Source organism: Psychroserpens sp. SPM9 (assembly GCF_025153525.1).
Classification (GTDB): domain Bacteria; phylum Bacteroidota; class Bacteroidia; order Flavobacteriales; family Flavobacteriaceae; genus Psychroserpens.
This window is the reverse complement of sequence record NZ_JANZNR010000007.1, coordinates 193,647-208,513: the sequence shown is the minus strand read 5'-3', so window position 1 is coordinate 208,513 and position 14,867 is coordinate 193,647. Positions and strand designations below refer to the sequence as shown.

The window sequence follows — 14,867 nt, the reverse complement described above, 5'->3', positions numbered from 1 at the left end:
ATGGTATCAAACAAAAATAAGAATAATTATGGTAGAACGAAATAGCTAAGCTTCGCATTTTCCGAAGAAAAAGAAAACCCTTTTTTTAGTATCTTTAATAAAATGATAAAATTATGGGAAAGACTAAAGAATATACCAATGGAGAACTAACCATAACTTGGGAAGCTGAAAAATGTATTCATTCTGCAATTTGTGTTAATGGTCTTGGCGAGGTGTTTCAGCCTAAAGAGCGCCCATGGATTAACATGGATGCAGCGTCTACTGAAGCTCTCGTTAAACAAGTGAAAGCTTGTCCTTCAGGCGCCTTAGGGTATTATAGACATGGAGAAAAAAATATACAAGCAGAAACCTTAGAAACCAAAGTTGAAGTTTTAAAAGATGGTCCTTTATTAGTTTACGGTACACTAAAAGTAACCTATAAAGATGGTAAGGAAGAATTAAAAAATAAAACGACTGCTTTTTGTCGCTGTGGCGCTTCACATAACAAGCCTTACTGTGATGGCACACATGTTAAAGATGGATTTAAAGGGTAAGTAAAAAGCGCTTCAACTAAATAATTGAAGCGCTTTGAATATATATAGGCGCCAATGGCGGAATATTAATATACTTTATATACGTCTGTTGGTCGCTACTTGGATGTTCAAATTACATGAAACCGTTAGTTTTAATATTTTTTTAAGATATAATCCTTAACTATTTCACTTTTATGTTAGAAAAGTATAGGTTAAAATTGCCTTCTGCCGTTTTATGATTTTTAGCAATTTTAATACCAGTAAAATCTTCATAGTTTTCAAAAGTGGTAGCCATTGTTGGGGTTTCAGAATTTCCTTTTCTAAAAATCCACTCTCGAATTATAAAATCTTCATCATAAAAAATATCATAGGCGTCACCAGGTGTATAGCCACCTTCACTACTGTAAGTTAAAGTGATTTTATTCATTTCAGTTTTAGCTATTGGAGTGACTGCTTTTATCGGTTCAGATAGGGTTGTGCCTTCATCCCAAACCATTTGGAATGGGATTAGCAACCAAAACTTATCATTGATAAAGTTTTTATCAACATTTATAAATTTTGGGTCGACAGTTTCTTTGACTTTACTGGGAGCATGTCTTGTATACATTGATATTGAGTCTTTGCTTACCATCGATACAACATAGTTTGTTTTGGGTTGCCATGTCCAGCGACGTTCAAAATGATTTTCGCCTCTATCTACGTTAAAGGTAAATTCAATTTCATTAACGTTTTTCCAGTGGTCATAACCATGAGCTTTTGCTATTTTTTCGGCAATAGATAGTTCTTTTTGGACTTCTGTTGAGGATTCTATTTTTGAGTGTTGTTCTTTTGTTTCCGTTTTGCAAGCCATTAAAAGAACAAAAAAGGAACTTAGGGTAAGTAATCGTATCATTTCTTTTTTTATAAAGGTAATACAATCTGAATAGTTCCGAAGTAATTATTAATTTAGAGTTTTAAATGTAGTGGTTATTATGAAAGAAGATCATTTTGAAGTCAATAGACAAACATGGAATGAAAAGGTAAAAGTTCATTCTAAAAGTGCAATGTATGATTTGGATGCTTTTAAAAAAGGGAAATCTTCACTGATGTCTTATGAACGTGAGGCGCTTAAAGATGTTAAAGGTAAATCCCTTTTGCATTTACAATGTCATTTTGGACAAGATACCTTGAGTTGGAGTAGGCTTGGTGCTCAATGCGTTGGTGTTGATTTAAGCGATGAAGGTATTGCTTTAGCTCGGTCTTTAAATACCGAATTAGATTTGGATGCCACATTTGTGTGCTGTAATGTTTTAGACACTTCGAAGCATGTTAAAACGCATTTTGATATCGTTTTCACATCTTATGGTGTTATTGGTTGGTTGCCCGATTTAAAGCCTTGGGGACAAATGATAGCTGAGCGTTTAAAAAAAGGCGGACAATTTTATATGGCTGAATTTCATCCTATTGTTTGGATGTTTGATTATTTAGAAGGAAAACCAGTGATGACTTATGGTTATATGCAAGAGGATGCTATTTATGAAGAATATGAAGGCACATATGCCAATCTAGATTCAAAAATGATTAGTAAAGAATATGGCTGGAACCATGGATTGAGTGAAGTGATTAATGCACTTATTGAAGCTGGTTTACGAATAGACTATTTAAATGAGCATGATGAAAGCCCTTTTAATGTTTTGCCAGATTTAGTCAAAACCAAATCTGGCAATTATGTAACAAAGGACAAACTATATCCTCTTATTTTTGAGATTAAGGCAACGAAATTATAGTCTTTAGTTTTTCACTATGAGTTTTGAACCTACTGAAAGATTGTCTACATAAAAGGTCATAACATAAGACCCTGTTCTTAAATCGGATAAATTCACTGAAGTTTCATTAGAATTAATTGTCGTGGTTTTTACACGTTGCCCAAGGATACTAAATATTTTTATTTCAGAAATTAGGATATTTGATTCAAAATTTATGAGTCCTGTGGTTGGATTAGGAAACAGTTTAACAGTTACCCGATTGTCTTCGGAAACACTTAATAAATCATTAGTTATTTCAATAGTTCTTGAGGTACTGTAATATCGATTAGGACTGCTTGAGGTTGATGTTGGTCCTACGGAATATGTAACTGTATAGTTTCCCACTGTAGAAGCCGAAACATCAATGGTGCCTGTGTTTTGATCGATTACTAATCCTGAAGGTGTGCTCAAATAAAGACCTCCAGAAATACCATTTGTTAAGGTAGGAGTAGGGTCCGTATCTGTGATATCGTAAGTGTCGGTTGCATATTCAAACTCTGAAAAATTATCATAATGAATTTGTATATAATCTAAAATCACATGGGCATAATCAATAGCAAAAGGGTCTAAAGTGTTCGGTCTAGAATCAAAAGGTGCACCTAAATCACGAACACGACGATTAACTTCAGTCATAATTCCGTCAATTTGTCCGCTCCCACCAATGCTTGCTGGTCCCCCAGTTCCGTCTCCAGAACCATGTCTTCTGTTATTGTAAAAGTTTCCGTCAAAATAAGAATTACTATAAGGTTGTGTGTCATCACAATCACTAGAGCCATGATTTGAATTACTTGGAATAGCTCTGTAGCCAGAACTCACGCCACATCCAGGGTAGCTTGTTTCAGGTCCAGATGGGTCAATTGAATTATAGAAAACGCCTGGAGCCTCTTGAAATAATTGTCCGAGACTATTTTCACCTCGCACCAATTCTTCATGAGAGTAGCCATTTAAATTTGTAGAGACTAAGTTCATTATTGTTGATTTATCAATAATAGATTGTGCATTTAAATCACCAGAGTTTAATTCGGTAGCACTAATATTGTAGCCAATTTCAATTCTAGGTATGGTGTGGCTTTGACCATGAAGGTCAATATATAAGCCCTTTCCCCAATTTGCTTCTACAGATTGGCTGGCATCATTGATATAGTTATGAAAATCGGCCCAATAAGAAGCCGCATGGCTGTTGCCGCAAGAAGCTTCACTTGGCATGCGATTAGGATCCATTTTTGATCTATGGAGGTTGTTAATAATAACATGAGCATAGCCACCAGTTTGAGCAAATATCTCATCTTGAATTCGTCTTATCAAGATGTCGGTATTATCATCTCTTTCATTCGTGCCACAAGTACGATCAGGTAGGTTGGTGTCATTATCAGGGTAGAAAACACCACCAATGGTTTCACCAGATTGTAAGACACCACCATGAGGTGCCGATATAATTATAGGTAAATTACCAGGAATATATTCTATGTATTGATTGGAGTTTGAAAATTCTGAAACACCAGGTGTTTGCGCATAGGCTACAAACGAGAGCATAGCAAAGCTAAGTAGGAACGTTATGTTTTTCATCATAAGTGTATTTAAGATTTGGGTAATCTTGTATTACTAAGTCGTCAAAATACACTTTTTATCGATTAAAAACCAAATTTTATCGACGAACTACATGATTTTAATGGTTTTCTTTTAAAACCTGCGGCATTTTTGCCTTAAATCGGTTAAGCCTCGGAATAGATACATTTCTAATATAGCTTTGATTTGGGTTGCGCTTTTCATAATCTTGATGATAATCTTCACCAACCCAAAACTTCTGAAAAGGATAGACTTCGGCAGCAATTTTGGCATTAAGTTTTTTGGCTAAAGCTGCTTTTTTCTTTTCAATGATTTTCTTTTGTGCCTCATTTTGATAAAAAATGATAGAACGGTATTGGTACCCTTTATCAGGACCTTGGCCGTTGACTTGCGTTGGATTTTGAGAAGCGAAATACACATCAACTAAGGTTTCAAAACTAACAATTTTTGGATCGTAGATAACTTCAACAGCTTCGGCATGATCTTTAATATAGCTATTGCTTGTTGATTGATAAGTTGGATTATTAGTGTGGCCACCAGCGTAACCACTTATAGATTCTTCAACTCCTTTTACACTTTCAAACACGGCTTCTACACACCAAAAACAACCACTGGCAAAATACGCCTTTGCTTTTCCGTCTTTGATTGGGACTTCAATAGGTTTGGCATCAATTACAGCCTGTTGTTTTTCTTTGCTTTGAGCGTTATTTTGGCAGCTAAAAAATAAAATAACGGCCAAAGTCATGATTAATTTATTCATAATGAATTTTGCTTTTTTAATCAGTCGGATGAAGTTAAGAAACCTTAATAACAAATTGTGAAAGTTTTGCTAAAACGAAGTGGTCAATTTATGTTTTTGTATTTATACTAATAAAAAAGCCTCTATAAAATAATAGAGGCTTTTAAAATTGATTTTTTCGGATTAAAGTTTTGCAAACATTTTCTCCATTTTTTCTTTTTCTTCTTGTGCTAGTTGAGCATCCACTAAGATTCTTCCACTGTGTTCATCTGTTATTACCTTTTTACGTGAGGCAATTTCTACTTGAATTTGCGGTGGAATAGTAAAGAATGATCCTCCAGAGGCACCTCTTTCAATAGGTACAACAGCTAAACCGTTCTTAACATTATTTCTAATACGTAAGTAAGCATTGACTAAACGTTCGTCTAATTTCTTTTGGAAATCTTCAGATTTTTTAAGTAATGCTTCTTCTTCTTTTTGAGTTTCAGCTAAGATAGCATCTAACTCACCACGCTTGTGTTTTAAGTGTGTTTTACGATCTTTAAGACGGCTTTTGGTCTCATCAATCACTTCTTTTTTCTGCTCAATCTGAACTTTAAATTCTTTAATATGCTTTTCAGCTAATTGAATTTCTAATTCCTGAAACTCAACTTCTTTAGTTAAAGAATTGTATTCTCTGTTATTTCTAACATTCTTTTGTTGTTCTGAATACTTTTTGATTAGCGCTTTGGCCTCTTCAATTAAGTTTTTCTTTGATTTAATTTGATCGTCAATTAAATCGAGATTCGTTGCTAACTTTTCAAGTCTTGTATTTAAACCTTCAACTTCATCTTCTAAATCTTGAACCTCAAGAGGTAACTCACCTCTTACGTTCCTTATTTCATCTACTCTAGAGTCGATTAATTGTAAATCGTAGAGTGCTCTTAATCTATCTTCAACAGATGCTTCAGCTTTTTTTGCCATAATTATAAATACTTTACCGGATTTGTATTCGTCGTTGATAAAACGACTGCAAAATTAGTGATTTTTTTTGAGAGATAGTCTACTAAAAAGTTTTTTGTGAACTGTTCGCTTTCATAATGTCCAATATCTGCCAATATGATATCATTTTCTGCGGAAAAAAAATCGTGATATTTTAAATCGGCAGTAATCAAAACATCGGCTCCTGCTCGTTTTGCAGCAGCAATAGCAAAGCTTCCTGAGCCACCAAGGACGGCTACTTTTTTAATTGTACTTTTTGAGATTTCAGAATGTCTTATGCACGATACCTTCATTTTTTCTTTAATAAACTTTAAAAAAGTATAGGTTTCCTGCTCTTTTTTTAGTTCACCAAGCATTCCGATGCCAATATTTTGATTGTAATTGTCGAGCGATGTCACTTCAAAAGCAACTTCTTCATAGGGATGATGCGCAACTAATGTTTGAAGTAATTTGGTCTCAATATGTTTATTAAAAGTCACCGAAATTTGAATTTCGGGTTCCTCATGCAGTTGGCCTTTGGTTCCAATGGTTGGATTAGAATCGTCATTGCCTCTGTAAGTTCCTGTACCTTCAGTATTAAAACTACAATGGTCATAATTTCCAATGTTGCCAGCACCAGCTTTAAAAAGTTCAGTTCTTAAAGCATTTGCATTTTTGACAGGCACATAAGTGGTTAATTTTTTTATAGTTCCTTTTTGCGGAATTAAAATTGACTTATTAACCAAACCAAGTGTATTACAAATAATGTCATTAACACCTCTAAGCGCATTATCTAAAGCTGTATGTATCGCATAAATCGCAATATTGTTTTTAATAGCTTTCAAAACGGTTCGCTCTACATAATTTTTTCCAGTGAGTGATTTTAAGCCCTTAAATATGATAGGATGAAAACTCACAATAAGGTTACAGCCTTTTTCAATAGCTTCATCAACAACAGTTTCTAGAGTATCTAAAGTGACTAAAACACCTGAAACTTCAGTATTTTTATCACCTACAAGGAGCCCAACATTGTCAAAATCTTCAGCATAAGCTAAAGGCGCTAAATCTTCTAAATAGGAGATGACCTCTTTTATAATCATAGTTTTGAATTTGTATCAAAGATAAAATTTTATAGTCATTTGATATGATTATCTTAGCAATCGATTTTACGGTACAGTATATGAATCTCCTAAGAGCACTTTTATTTCCTTTCGTTCCTGTTTATTATGTGGTGACTTGGCTGCGGAATAAATGCTATGATTTAGGATGGAAATCTTCAAAATCTTATGATATTCCTATCCTATGCATTGGTAATTTAAGTACTGGCGGCACAGGAAAAACGCCAATGACCGAGTACATTGTACGGTTGTTACAGTCAAAGCATGAACTCGCCGTTTTAAGTAGAGGTTACGGCCGTAAAACTAAAGGTTTTATCTTAGCTGATGAACAGGCTACTGCAGAAACTATAGGGGACGAACCGTTTCAGTTTTATACTAAGTTTAAAGATAAAGTATCAGTGGCTGTTGATGAAAACAGGCAGCATGGTATTGAAACATTACAATCGATAAAATCGCCTGAGGTAATTGTGCTCGATGATGCATTTCAGCATCGAAAAGTAACCGCAGGTTTCAATATCTTACTTACAGCTTATGGTGCTTTATACAGTAATGATATTGTTTTACCCACAGGAAATTTAAGAGAACCAAGAGCGGGAGCAAAGCGTGCAGATTGTATTGTGGTGACTAAATGCCCCAAAACCTTATCAGAAAATGACAAAAAAGGGATTGTAAAACAGCTTAAGCCTTTAGCTGGTCAAGCTGTATATTTTAGTTCTATTTCGTATTCAGATCGTATGTTTAGTAATACGCAGAGTTTGCACTTAGAAGATTTAAAAGATAAGCGTATTAGTTTGGTTACCGGAATTGCGAATCCTAAACCTCTAATAGATTATTTAAAAGCGAAGTCGGTAAATTTTGAGCATTTAAATTTTAAAGATCATCATGTGTTCACAGCTTCGGAAATTGAAACACTTCGACTGAAAGCGTTTATTTTAACTACAGAAAAGGACTATATGAGGTTGCAGGCTAGTTTTAAATCGGATACCTCACAATTATGGTATTTACCAATTGCTTTCGACATTGATAGCAGTAACAAGTTTGATGAACAAATTTTAGCAGCAGTACGATAGTGCTTAAACGGAAGCACTTTTATTTTCGTTAACCGCTAGAACTTCGTATAATTTCTTTTCGAAATCTTCCTGCTTAAATGGTTTTGAAATAATATCATCAAAACCAGCTTCGTCAAACTCATGCATTTTGTCTTCCAGAGTAACCGCAGTAAGTGCAAATATGGTTAACTCTTTGTCAAAAGTCCTAATGATTTTAGTAGCTTCTAAACCGCTAATTCCTGGCATATGAATATCCATCAAGACGACATTATAATCGTTTTGCTTGACTTTTTCTACGGCTGCCTCACCATTGTCTACGATATCACATTGCAGATTCATCTTGTTAAGAATCTTTTTCGTGATCATTTGATTAATCTTATTGTCCTCGACAATTAAGATTTTAATGTTGCTAATGTCCAATTTGCTAATGTTTTTAGAGTAATCTTCTTTTTCGATTTTAACAGTTTCTGGAGCGTAGGTTAATGGGATTTCGAAAAAGAAGGTTGTGCCTTTTCCGAGTTCACTTTTAAGGTAGATTTTTCCTTTTAATATTTCAATAAGACCTTTAACGATAGACAGACCTAAACCTGTTCCGCCATATTTCCTATTGATTTGTATAGAGCCTTGGGAGAAGCTCTCAAACATATTATCTTGTTTTTCTTTTGAAATACCAATACCATTATCTTCGATTTCAAATCGCAGAACATGGTCATTATTGTGTTTTGAAATGCTGTAAACTCTTACCCAGATATCACCATCTTTGGTAAATTTAATCGAGTTACCAATTAGGTTTATTAAGATTTGAGAAATTTTAAGGTTGTCACCAATAAAGGTTTCTGGTAAATCTTTTTGGTAATCGTAATGCATTTGAATATTGTTGTCTAATGCCGAATTGTTTAAGGCAGAACACACATTTTCTACCTTAGTTTTTAAATTAAACAAGACAGGATCCAGCTCAACTTTATTAGCTTCAATCTTATTGATTTGTAAGATATCATTGATGAACGTTAGTAAATAATCACCTGAAAATTTTAAGGATTTTAAATGCGGAATTTGTTCTGGGTTAGGTTTTTCTTCCAGTAACATATTGGTCAAGCCAGTCACAGCATAAAGCGGTGTTCTTAACTCGTGGGTTACTGTAGATAAGAAGTTAGCCTTTGTTTTTGAGGCTAATTCGGCCTTTTTCATTGCTTCAATAAGATCATCATTTTTTTCTTGAAGCATATTATTAGACTTCAATCTAATATTATTGTTTTTGTAAAGCGATAAGGTTAACAATGACAAAATTGTAATGAGGGCAATACTTAAAATCGTTGTGATTTTAGCAAGGTTACTATCCGATTCTTGCTCTTCTACTTTGGTCTTTAATTTCTGAAACTCGGCTGCATTATAGGTTTGTATGTATTCTGCACGACGTTCAGGTGATAAATTAGCACGTTGAATATTTAAAATAGAATCTGATAATTGAACATGCTTTTTTAGAAATTCATGGGCTAACTTAAAGTTATTATCATTTTCATAAATGGTACTTAAGGTGATGTAACCTTCATTGATGTTTTCGGTAAGGTTATTTGTTTCAGCAATGGTGATACCTTCTTTTGTTAAATTAATACCTTGTTGATTGTTTCCTAGTTTGTCTAAAGCTTTGCCGCTATAAATGAGAGCACTCGATAAAATATCATTTTGATTATTTTTCTTCGCAAGTACAATGGTTTGTTCTAACAAGGATTTAGCCGTTTTATAATCCTTTAATTTGAGGTGTATTTTAGCTTGGGTTAGAATGACCTCAGGAATACTAGCTTCTAAATCATTTTCTTCAAAAAGGGTTTTGGCCGAATTTAAATAAGCTAAAGCATCCTTATATTGTTCTTTACCAGCATGAAGTGCCCCTTTTATACTATAAGTGACCGCCAGATTTTCGTTGTCTTCAATATCCCTTTGAATGTCTGCCGCTTTGATTAAAGAGGCTAGTGATTTATCAAATTCACTAACTGTAAATTGTAGTTCACCAATTTTAGCGTAAATAATACCTTGACTTTTTTTATCCTCAATTTGAATGGCAAGTTCTAAGGCTTTTTCAAGATTGTCTTTAGCATTAAAATAATCACCTCTTTCCGTATCAAATCCAGATTGAGTGATGGTGTTTTGTATGCGTAACTTAATGACATCAATATCTTCTACTTCGTTCGATTGAGCCGATATTAAGCACGAAAAGCATATTAAAAAAGCAACTATGTAATATTTAGTTTGGGACATATTTGGCCACTTTTATTTGGACAAATATAAATATTTATTCGATAAAAGACACTATTTCATCGATAAATTGCAAATTAAATCTAAAATTCTACTGGAATAGCCCGTTTCATTATCATACCAACCAACGATTTTAACCATGTTTCCTATGACAGACGTCATTTGAGAATCAAAAATGCAAGAATGTGTATTACCTACAATATCTATTGAAACGATTGGGTCTTCGGTATATTCAAGGATGTTTTTTAGGTGTGTATTTGCAGCTACTTTAAAAGCGTTGTTGATATCGTCGATAGTGACTGTTTTTTCAACATTAAAAGTGATATCCGTTAGAGAACCATTAGGAACAGGAACTCGAATGCCACAACCACCAATCACCTCAGATAATTCTGGAAATATCTTAGTCAATGCTTTCGCAGCACCTGTCGTTGTTGGCACAATTGATTGTCCCGCAGCCCTAGCACGTCTCAAATCTCTATGAGGCTGGTCATGTAAACTTTGATCTGTTGTATATGAATGTATGGTTGTAATATAAGCCTGTTTCACACCGCAAAGTTTGTCGATAATTGCAATCATTGGTGCTGCATTATTGGTGGTACATGAAGCATTGGAGAGTATCAGTTCATCACCATTAATCTCATTATCATTAACCCCTAAAACAACCGTTTTAATGTCGTCTTCTAACGGAGGAACAGATAAAATCACCCGTTTTGCACCATTTGTAATGTGGTATTTTAAATCTTCGGAACGTTTAAACTTTCCGGTAGCTTCAATAACGACATCAACATTAAAAGGTGTCCAGTCGATGTGTTTTGGATGGTTACAATTGAGAAGCGTAATGGCTCTTCCGTCTAAAATAATGGAACCATCAACCGAAGAAATATTGTGCTTAGAAACCCCGTGAATACTGTCGTACTTTAATAAGTGACCTAAGGTTTTTGCATCGGCTAGATCATTAATGGCAATCACCTGAATGTCTTCTCTGTCCTGAATTAATCGAAACACCCGACGGCCAATACGACCAAATCCGTTTATGGCAACCCGAATCATTAATTGATATGTTTTTGAGCTTTGTATGATGATCTCACCAAAGCACTACTTTCCACATGACGAAAACCAAGGTCAAGACCAATAGCCTTATACTCATCAAACTGGTCTGGTTGGATAAACTGTTTGACAGGTAAATGTTTTTTACTAGGTTGTAAATACTGACCAATGGTAACAACATCCACATCATTGGCTTTAAGGTCGTGGAGTGTCTCAATAACTTCTTCACGTGTTTCACCTAAACCAAGCATGATTCCAGATTTTGTTCGGCGTTGTCCTTGTTGTTTTAAGTATTTTAAAACACCTAGACTTCTTTCATATTTAGCCTGAATACGAACTTCACGCGTTAGTCGTTTTACGGTTTCAATATTATGAGAGACAACTTCTGGAGCCACATCAATTATTCGGTCTATATGTTTTTCGATGCCTTGAAAATCAGGAATAAGCGTTTCTAAGGTCGTTTCGGGATTCATACGTCTAACAGCTTTAACTGTTTCACTCCACATAATACTTCCCATGTCTTTGAGGTCATCTCTATCGACACTTGTTAAAACAGCATGTTTTATTTGCATGATTTTGATGGAACGTGCTACTTTTTCAGGTTCATCCCAGTCTACAGTTTCAGGTCTACCCGTTTTTACACCACAAAAACCACAAGAGCGTGTGCATACATTGCCAAGAATCATAAATGTAGCAGTACCTTCTCCCCAACATTCACCCATATTTGGGCAACTTCCAGACGTACAAATAGTATTAAGTTTGTATTTATCGACAAGACCTCTTAGTTCAGTGTATTTTTTTCCTGTGGGAAGCTTTACACGTAGCCATTTTGGTTTAGGTTGGCGTGTTACTACTGGTTTTGATTCGGTATTTGTATCCATTGACATGTATTAGAAACAGCAAAGATACGAAGTATATTGTTAAATCTTTTTTAAAATAGGCCAGATAACCAATTATAGAATTGACTGAACATATCCTGATTTAAAACCATATACCATATACTAAAACCAACCAAAAATATAATGCCTAACCAACTTAAAATATGGATACCTAAAGAAGGTCTCCACCCTTTTGGTGTGTGGCGACTAGAGATTAATACGTAATTTGCTATGGCATAAAGAGGTGCTGTTACAAAAGATAAAACTGTAGCGATAGTTATAAGAAGCGCCATGTCTGATTGAAAGAAAAAGAAAATTAGTATGGTTCCAAAGGTTAAAATCAAGATCCACAATAAGTAGGAGCGTTTAATACGATTGCCAAATAAAAGTTGCGTTGTTTTTGCCATCGCTCTTGGTGAGGCATCTAAGGTCGTCAATGTTGTGCTAAACATAGTTGTTAATGCAGCAATACCAATAATAATATAAGACCAGCTGCCTAAGCTTTTGGTGTACATCGCTATGAGTTGATTTGAAAATTCACCAGCTTTACCGCTAAAATTTTCACCACTGTTAAACATGACTAATGCTCCTAAAGCTAAAAAGCCTAAGCCTAAGAGAATGGTTGCAAAATAACCCACATTAAAATCAAATAGGGAAGATTTTACATTGTAGTCTTGTTCGGTTTTTTGTTTTTCTATAGCCCAAAGCGAGTGCCAGATAGAAATATCTAAAGGCGCTGGCATCCATCCCATAAACGCTATTAAAAAACCAAATTGTAAGGCGTCAGGAAATAGCTGCTTGAATGATGGAGCTGAAGTTGTATTTTGAAATGCAAAAAAAACAGCTATTATAGTACTTATAGTAAGTGTTATAATAATAAGCTTCATTAATTTATCTAAGAAGCGATACTTGCCAATGGTTAAAATAATAAAACAAATGCTTAAAATGACAACAGTCCATACTTCCGTAGAGATAAAATCCCCAAAAATAGATTTTGCTAATCCAGCAGTAACGATAGTTACTGCTGTTTGAATTGTGAACATGGTAGCAAACGTGAGAATGAAATAGGCAATAAGAACCCCTTTCCCTAACTTTAAATAGCCTTCTAAAAGAGTTTCTCCGGTTGCCATAGCATACCGAGGACCAAACTGAAAAAAGGGATATTTAAAAAGATTGACTAAAAGTAAAGCCCAAATTAACCCAAAACCAAAATCGGCTCCAGCTCGTGTGGATTGTACTAAATGCGAAACACCAATCGCAGCTCCTGCGAATAATAATCCTGGACCTATTTTTTTTAGGCTGATTGACATTAGTGCTTTTTAATAATTTCGGATAATAATTTTTTTGCTCTTAATAATTTTACCTTCACATTATTGATGGGCTCGTCCAAACTTTCGGAAATCTCCTTATAGCTTAATTCCTGAAAATACCTAAGGTTGATGACTTCTTGATAATGGGGTTTTAGTTTTTTTATATCGCGCAGTAGCTTTGCCAGATTTTGCTCGGTGATTAGTTTGTCTTCAGGAGATGGCGATTCATCAATAATAGTATAAAACTCATCATTTTCATCGCTGTTGGAGGTATTTGAAATTGTCGATTTTTGCTTTCTTAATAAGTCAATATGAATGTTTTTAGAAATGGTAATAAGCCATGTGTTAAATTCATATTTGTCATTGTAAGTGTTAATTTTATCAAAGGCTTTTGAAAAGGTTTGGATGGTAATGTCTTCAGCATCATTTTCGTTTTCAGTACGTTTTAATTGAAAGCCATACACGTTATTCCAAAATTTATCTAGCAGAAAATTAAAAGCGATTTGATCATTCTTTTTAGCCTTTTCTATCGCGTCTTTTACTTCCAATGGTGAGGTTTTGATGAGAGATTTTTTATAAATATAAAAAATTGAAAGAGAATTAAGACTATTTCTAAAACTGGAAGGAAAAGAATTAAACGGGTTTCATTTAATTTTTTAGATGCGAGGTATAGATTTATGTATTGTATGAGAAATCTTAAAATGATGAGAGCCAGAACTATTTTCCATTGAAATAGCATTGCCAGCAATAGACTTCCTAAGAGCCAAAAAAGAATTTGAGACACATAAAATACGGTAAGGAGAATTTTGTGTTTCATCTTGTAATGAACGGCAGTGCTTATATGCCTGCGTTTTTGAAGCATCCAAGACTTAAATGTTGTTTTGGGCAATGATTCAGTAAAACTATCTTTAGATACACATATTGCAACATTGGCTTTTGTCGCCATTTGATTGATAAACAGATCATCGTCTCCAGACATTTTATCAATATGATCTATAAAGCCATTGGCTTCAAAAAATAATTCTTTTTTATACGCCAAATTTCGACCTACGCCCATGTAAGGCCATCCGATTTTGGCATAAGAAAAATACTGAACAGCTGTCATAAAGGTTTCAAATCTGATGATAAGATTAAGAAAAGATCCTTTGATTTTTTGATAAGCGCCATAGCCAAGAATGATAGCTGTTTGATTGCTGAAATGTGCACTCATTTCAGTAATCCAATGTTTAGACAGCGGCTTACAGTCGGCATCAGTAAATAATAATAAATTATTTGAAGCGGCTTTAATACCTAAGGTGAGTGCGTATTTTTTGTTTCCCCAGAATTTTTCAACAGGTTTTACATTGACAATTTTAAGGTTATTATGTTGGGCTTTAAAGGCTTCCATCACCTCCAAAGTATCATCAGTAGAACTGTCATTTATTAATACGATCTCAAACGACTCATAGTCTTGATCAATAAAATACGGAAGATTGAGCTTTAAATTTTCAGCTTCATTTTTTGCACAAATAATAACTGAAACTGCTCGATTTTTTTTAGTAGTAGCTGGCGGTTTATGAGTAGCAAATTTTCCGAATATGATTCCGTGAAAAATAAGCTGAATACCAATAATTACAATAAAAATGTAGAATAGAATTTCAAAAACTGGCAT

The 14,867-nt window shown here is 34.4% G+C and carries 14 protein-coding genes; 3 read left to right on the top strand and 11 right to left on the bottom strand.

What is annotated here, in order from left to right; translation table 11 throughout:
• Positions 1 to 113 precede the first annotated feature (113 nt).
• Positions 114 to 533 (top strand): (4Fe-4S)-binding protein, encoded by a 420-nt coding sequence (locus N4270_RS14695; RefSeq protein WP_260098105.1) that lies wholly within the window; start codon positions 114 to 116, stop codon positions 531 to 533.
• A gap of 160 nt (positions 534 to 693) precedes the next feature.
• Here the strand turns inward: N4270_RS14695 and N4270_RS14690 are convergent, their stop codons facing one another.
• On the bottom strand, positions 694 to 1,404 hold the full coding sequence (locus tag N4270_RS14690; RefSeq protein ID WP_260098104.1) for a hypothetical protein: 711 nt from the start codon (positions 1,402 to 1,404) through the stop codon (positions 694 to 696).
• Between the two features lie 79 nt (positions 1,405 to 1,483).
• Between N4270_RS14690 and N4270_RS14685 the strand changes: the two genes are divergently transcribed.
• Positions 1,484 to 2,278 carry a bifunctional 2-polyprenyl-6-hydroxyphenol methylase/3-demethylubiquinol 3-O-methyltransferase UbiG gene (locus N4270_RS14685; protein WP_260098103.1) on the top strand — a complete coding sequence of 265 codons (795 nt, stop codon included), beginning with the start codon at positions 1,484 to 1,486 and terminating at the stop codon, positions 2,276 to 2,278.
• A gap of 3 nt (positions 2,279 to 2,281) precedes the next feature.
• Here the strand turns inward: N4270_RS14685 and N4270_RS14680 are convergent, their stop codons facing one another.
• The 4 genes from N4270_RS14680 to N4270_RS14665 all read right to left on the bottom strand — a co-directional run bounded on the left by N4270_RS14680 (position 2,282) and on the right by N4270_RS14665 (position 6,661).
• On the bottom strand, positions 2,282 to 3,865 hold the full coding sequence (locus N4270_RS14680; protein WP_260098102.1) for a T9SS type A sorting domain-containing protein: 1,584 nt from the start codon (positions 3,863 to 3,865) through the stop codon (positions 2,282 to 2,284).
• A gap of 97 nt (positions 3,866 to 3,962) precedes the next feature.
• Complete coding sequence (msrA, locus tag N4270_RS14675) at positions 3,963 to 4,622, bottom strand: peptide-methionine (S)-S-oxide reductase MsrA (protein WP_260098101.1); 660 nt, start codon at positions 4,620 to 4,622, stop codon at positions 3,963 to 3,965.
• Positions 4,623 to 4,784: 162 nt separating this feature from the next.
• Complete coding sequence (locus N4270_RS14670; protein ID WP_260098100.1) at positions 4,785 to 5,564, bottom strand: zinc ribbon domain-containing protein; 780 nt, start codon at positions 5,562 to 5,564, stop codon at positions 4,785 to 4,787.
• Positions 5,565 to 5,566: 2 nt separating this feature from the next.
• On the bottom strand, positions 5,567 to 6,661 hold the full coding sequence (locus N4270_RS14665; protein ID WP_260098099.1) for a Nif3-like dinuclear metal center hexameric protein: 1,095 nt from the start codon (positions 6,659 to 6,661) through the stop codon (positions 5,567 to 5,569).
• 44 nt (positions 6,662 to 6,705) lie between these two features.
• On the opposite strand from N4270_RS14665, the gene lpxK reads away from it, so the two are divergent.
• Positions 6,706 to 7,749 (top strand): tetraacyldisaccharide 4'-kinase, encoded by a 1,044-nt coding sequence (gene lpxK / locus N4270_RS14660; protein ID WP_260098098.1) that lies wholly within the window; start codon positions 6,706 to 6,708, stop codon positions 7,747 to 7,749.
• Between the two features lie 3 nt (positions 7,750 to 7,752).
• On the opposite strand, the gene N4270_RS14655 is transcribed toward lpxK, so the two are convergent.
• Genes N4270_RS14655 through N4270_RS14630 form a run of 6 tightly spaced genes read right to left on the bottom strand, consistent with a single transcriptional unit; the run spans position 7,753 to position 14,867 of the window.
• Positions 7,753 to 9,984, bottom strand: coding sequence for an ATP-binding protein (locus N4270_RS14655; protein WP_260098097.1), 2,232 nt, complete (start codon positions 9,982 to 9,984; stop codon positions 7,753 to 7,755).
• Positions 9,985 to 10,035: 51 nt separating this feature from the next.
• Positions 10,036 to 11,031, bottom strand: coding sequence for a type I glyceraldehyde-3-phosphate dehydrogenase (gene gap / locus N4270_RS14650; RefSeq protein ID WP_260098096.1), 996 nt, complete (start codon positions 11,029 to 11,031; stop codon positions 10,036 to 10,038).
• On the bottom strand, positions 11,031 to 11,909 hold the full coding sequence (gene lipA, locus N4270_RS14645; RefSeq protein ID WP_260098095.1) for a lipoyl synthase: 879 nt from the start codon (positions 11,907 to 11,909) through the stop codon (positions 11,031 to 11,033). Before lipA ends, gap begins: the two co-directional genes overlap by 1 nt.
• Positions 11,910 to 11,959: 50 nt before the next feature.
• On the bottom strand, positions 11,960 to 13,216 hold the full coding sequence (locus N4270_RS14640) for an Nramp family divalent metal transporter (protein WP_260098094.1): 1,257 nt from the start codon (positions 13,214 to 13,216) through the stop codon (positions 11,960 to 11,962).
• Positions 13,216 to 13,764: an RNA polymerase sigma factor gene (locus tag N4270_RS14635; protein ID WP_260098093.1), complete on the bottom strand. Its 549-nt coding sequence runs from the start codon at positions 13,762 to 13,764 to the stop codon at positions 13,216 to 13,218. The genes N4270_RS14640 and N4270_RS14635 overlap by 1 nt, the downstream gene beginning before the upstream one ends.
• Positions 13,755 to 14,867 carry a glycosyltransferase gene (locus N4270_RS14630; RefSeq protein ID WP_260098092.1) on the bottom strand — a complete coding sequence of 371 codons (1,113 nt, stop codon included), beginning with the start codon at positions 14,865 to 14,867 and terminating at the stop codon, positions 13,755 to 13,757. The genes N4270_RS14635 and N4270_RS14630 overlap by 10 nt, the downstream gene beginning before the upstream one ends.

What these genes read in the sequence shown, in the direction of transcription:
- N4270_RS14670 (WP_260098100.1), bottom strand. Translation starts at nt 5,564, where the DNA reads ATGGCAAAAAAAGCTGAAGCATCTGTTGAAGATAGATTAAGAGCACTC.
- gap (WP_260098096.1), bottom strand. Translation starts at nt 11,031, where the DNA reads ATGATTCGGGTTGCCATAAACGGATTTGGTCGTATTGGCCGTCGGGTG.
- N4270_RS14685 (WP_260098103.1), top strand. Translation starts at nt 1,484, where the DNA reads ATGAAAGAAGATCATTTTGAAGTCAATAGACAAACATGGAATGAAAAG.
- N4270_RS14655 (WP_260098097.1), bottom strand. Translation starts at nt 9,984, where the DNA reads ATGTCCCAAACTAAATATTACATAGTTGCTTTTTTAATATGCTTTTCG.
- N4270_RS14680 (WP_260098102.1), bottom strand. Translation starts at nt 3,865, where the DNA reads ATGATGAAAAACATAACGTTCCTACTTAGCTTTGCTATGCTCTCGTTT.
- N4270_RS14695 (WP_260098105.1), top strand. Translation starts at nt 114, where the DNA reads ATGGGAAAGACTAAAGAATATACCAATGGAGAACTAACCATAACTTGG.
- lpxK (WP_260098098.1), top strand. Translation starts at nt 6,706, where the DNA reads ATGATTATCTTAGCAATCGATTTTACGGTACAGTATATGAATCTCCTA.
- N4270_RS14690 (WP_260098104.1), bottom strand. Translation starts at nt 1,404, where the DNA reads ATGATACGATTACTTACCCTAAGTTCCTTTTTTGTTCTTTTAATGGCT.
- N4270_RS14665 (WP_260098099.1), bottom strand. Translation starts at nt 6,661, where the DNA reads ATGATTATAAAAGAGGTCATCTCCTATTTAGAAGATTTAGCGCCTTTA.
- msrA (WP_260098101.1), bottom strand. Translation starts at nt 4,622, where the DNA reads ATGAATAAATTAATCATGACTTTGGCCGTTATTTTATTTTTTAGCTGC.
- N4270_RS14640 (WP_260098094.1), bottom strand. Translation starts at nt 13,216, where the DNA reads ATGTCAATCAGCCTAAAAAAAATAGGTCCAGGATTATTATTCGCAGGA.
- N4270_RS14630 (WP_260098092.1), bottom strand. Translation starts at nt 14,867, where the DNA reads ATGCCAGTTTTTGAAATTCTATTCTACATTTTTATTGTAATTATTGGT.
- lipA (WP_260098095.1), bottom strand. Translation starts at nt 11,909, where the DNA reads ATGGATACAAATACCGAATCAAAACCAGTAGTAACACGCCAACCTAAA.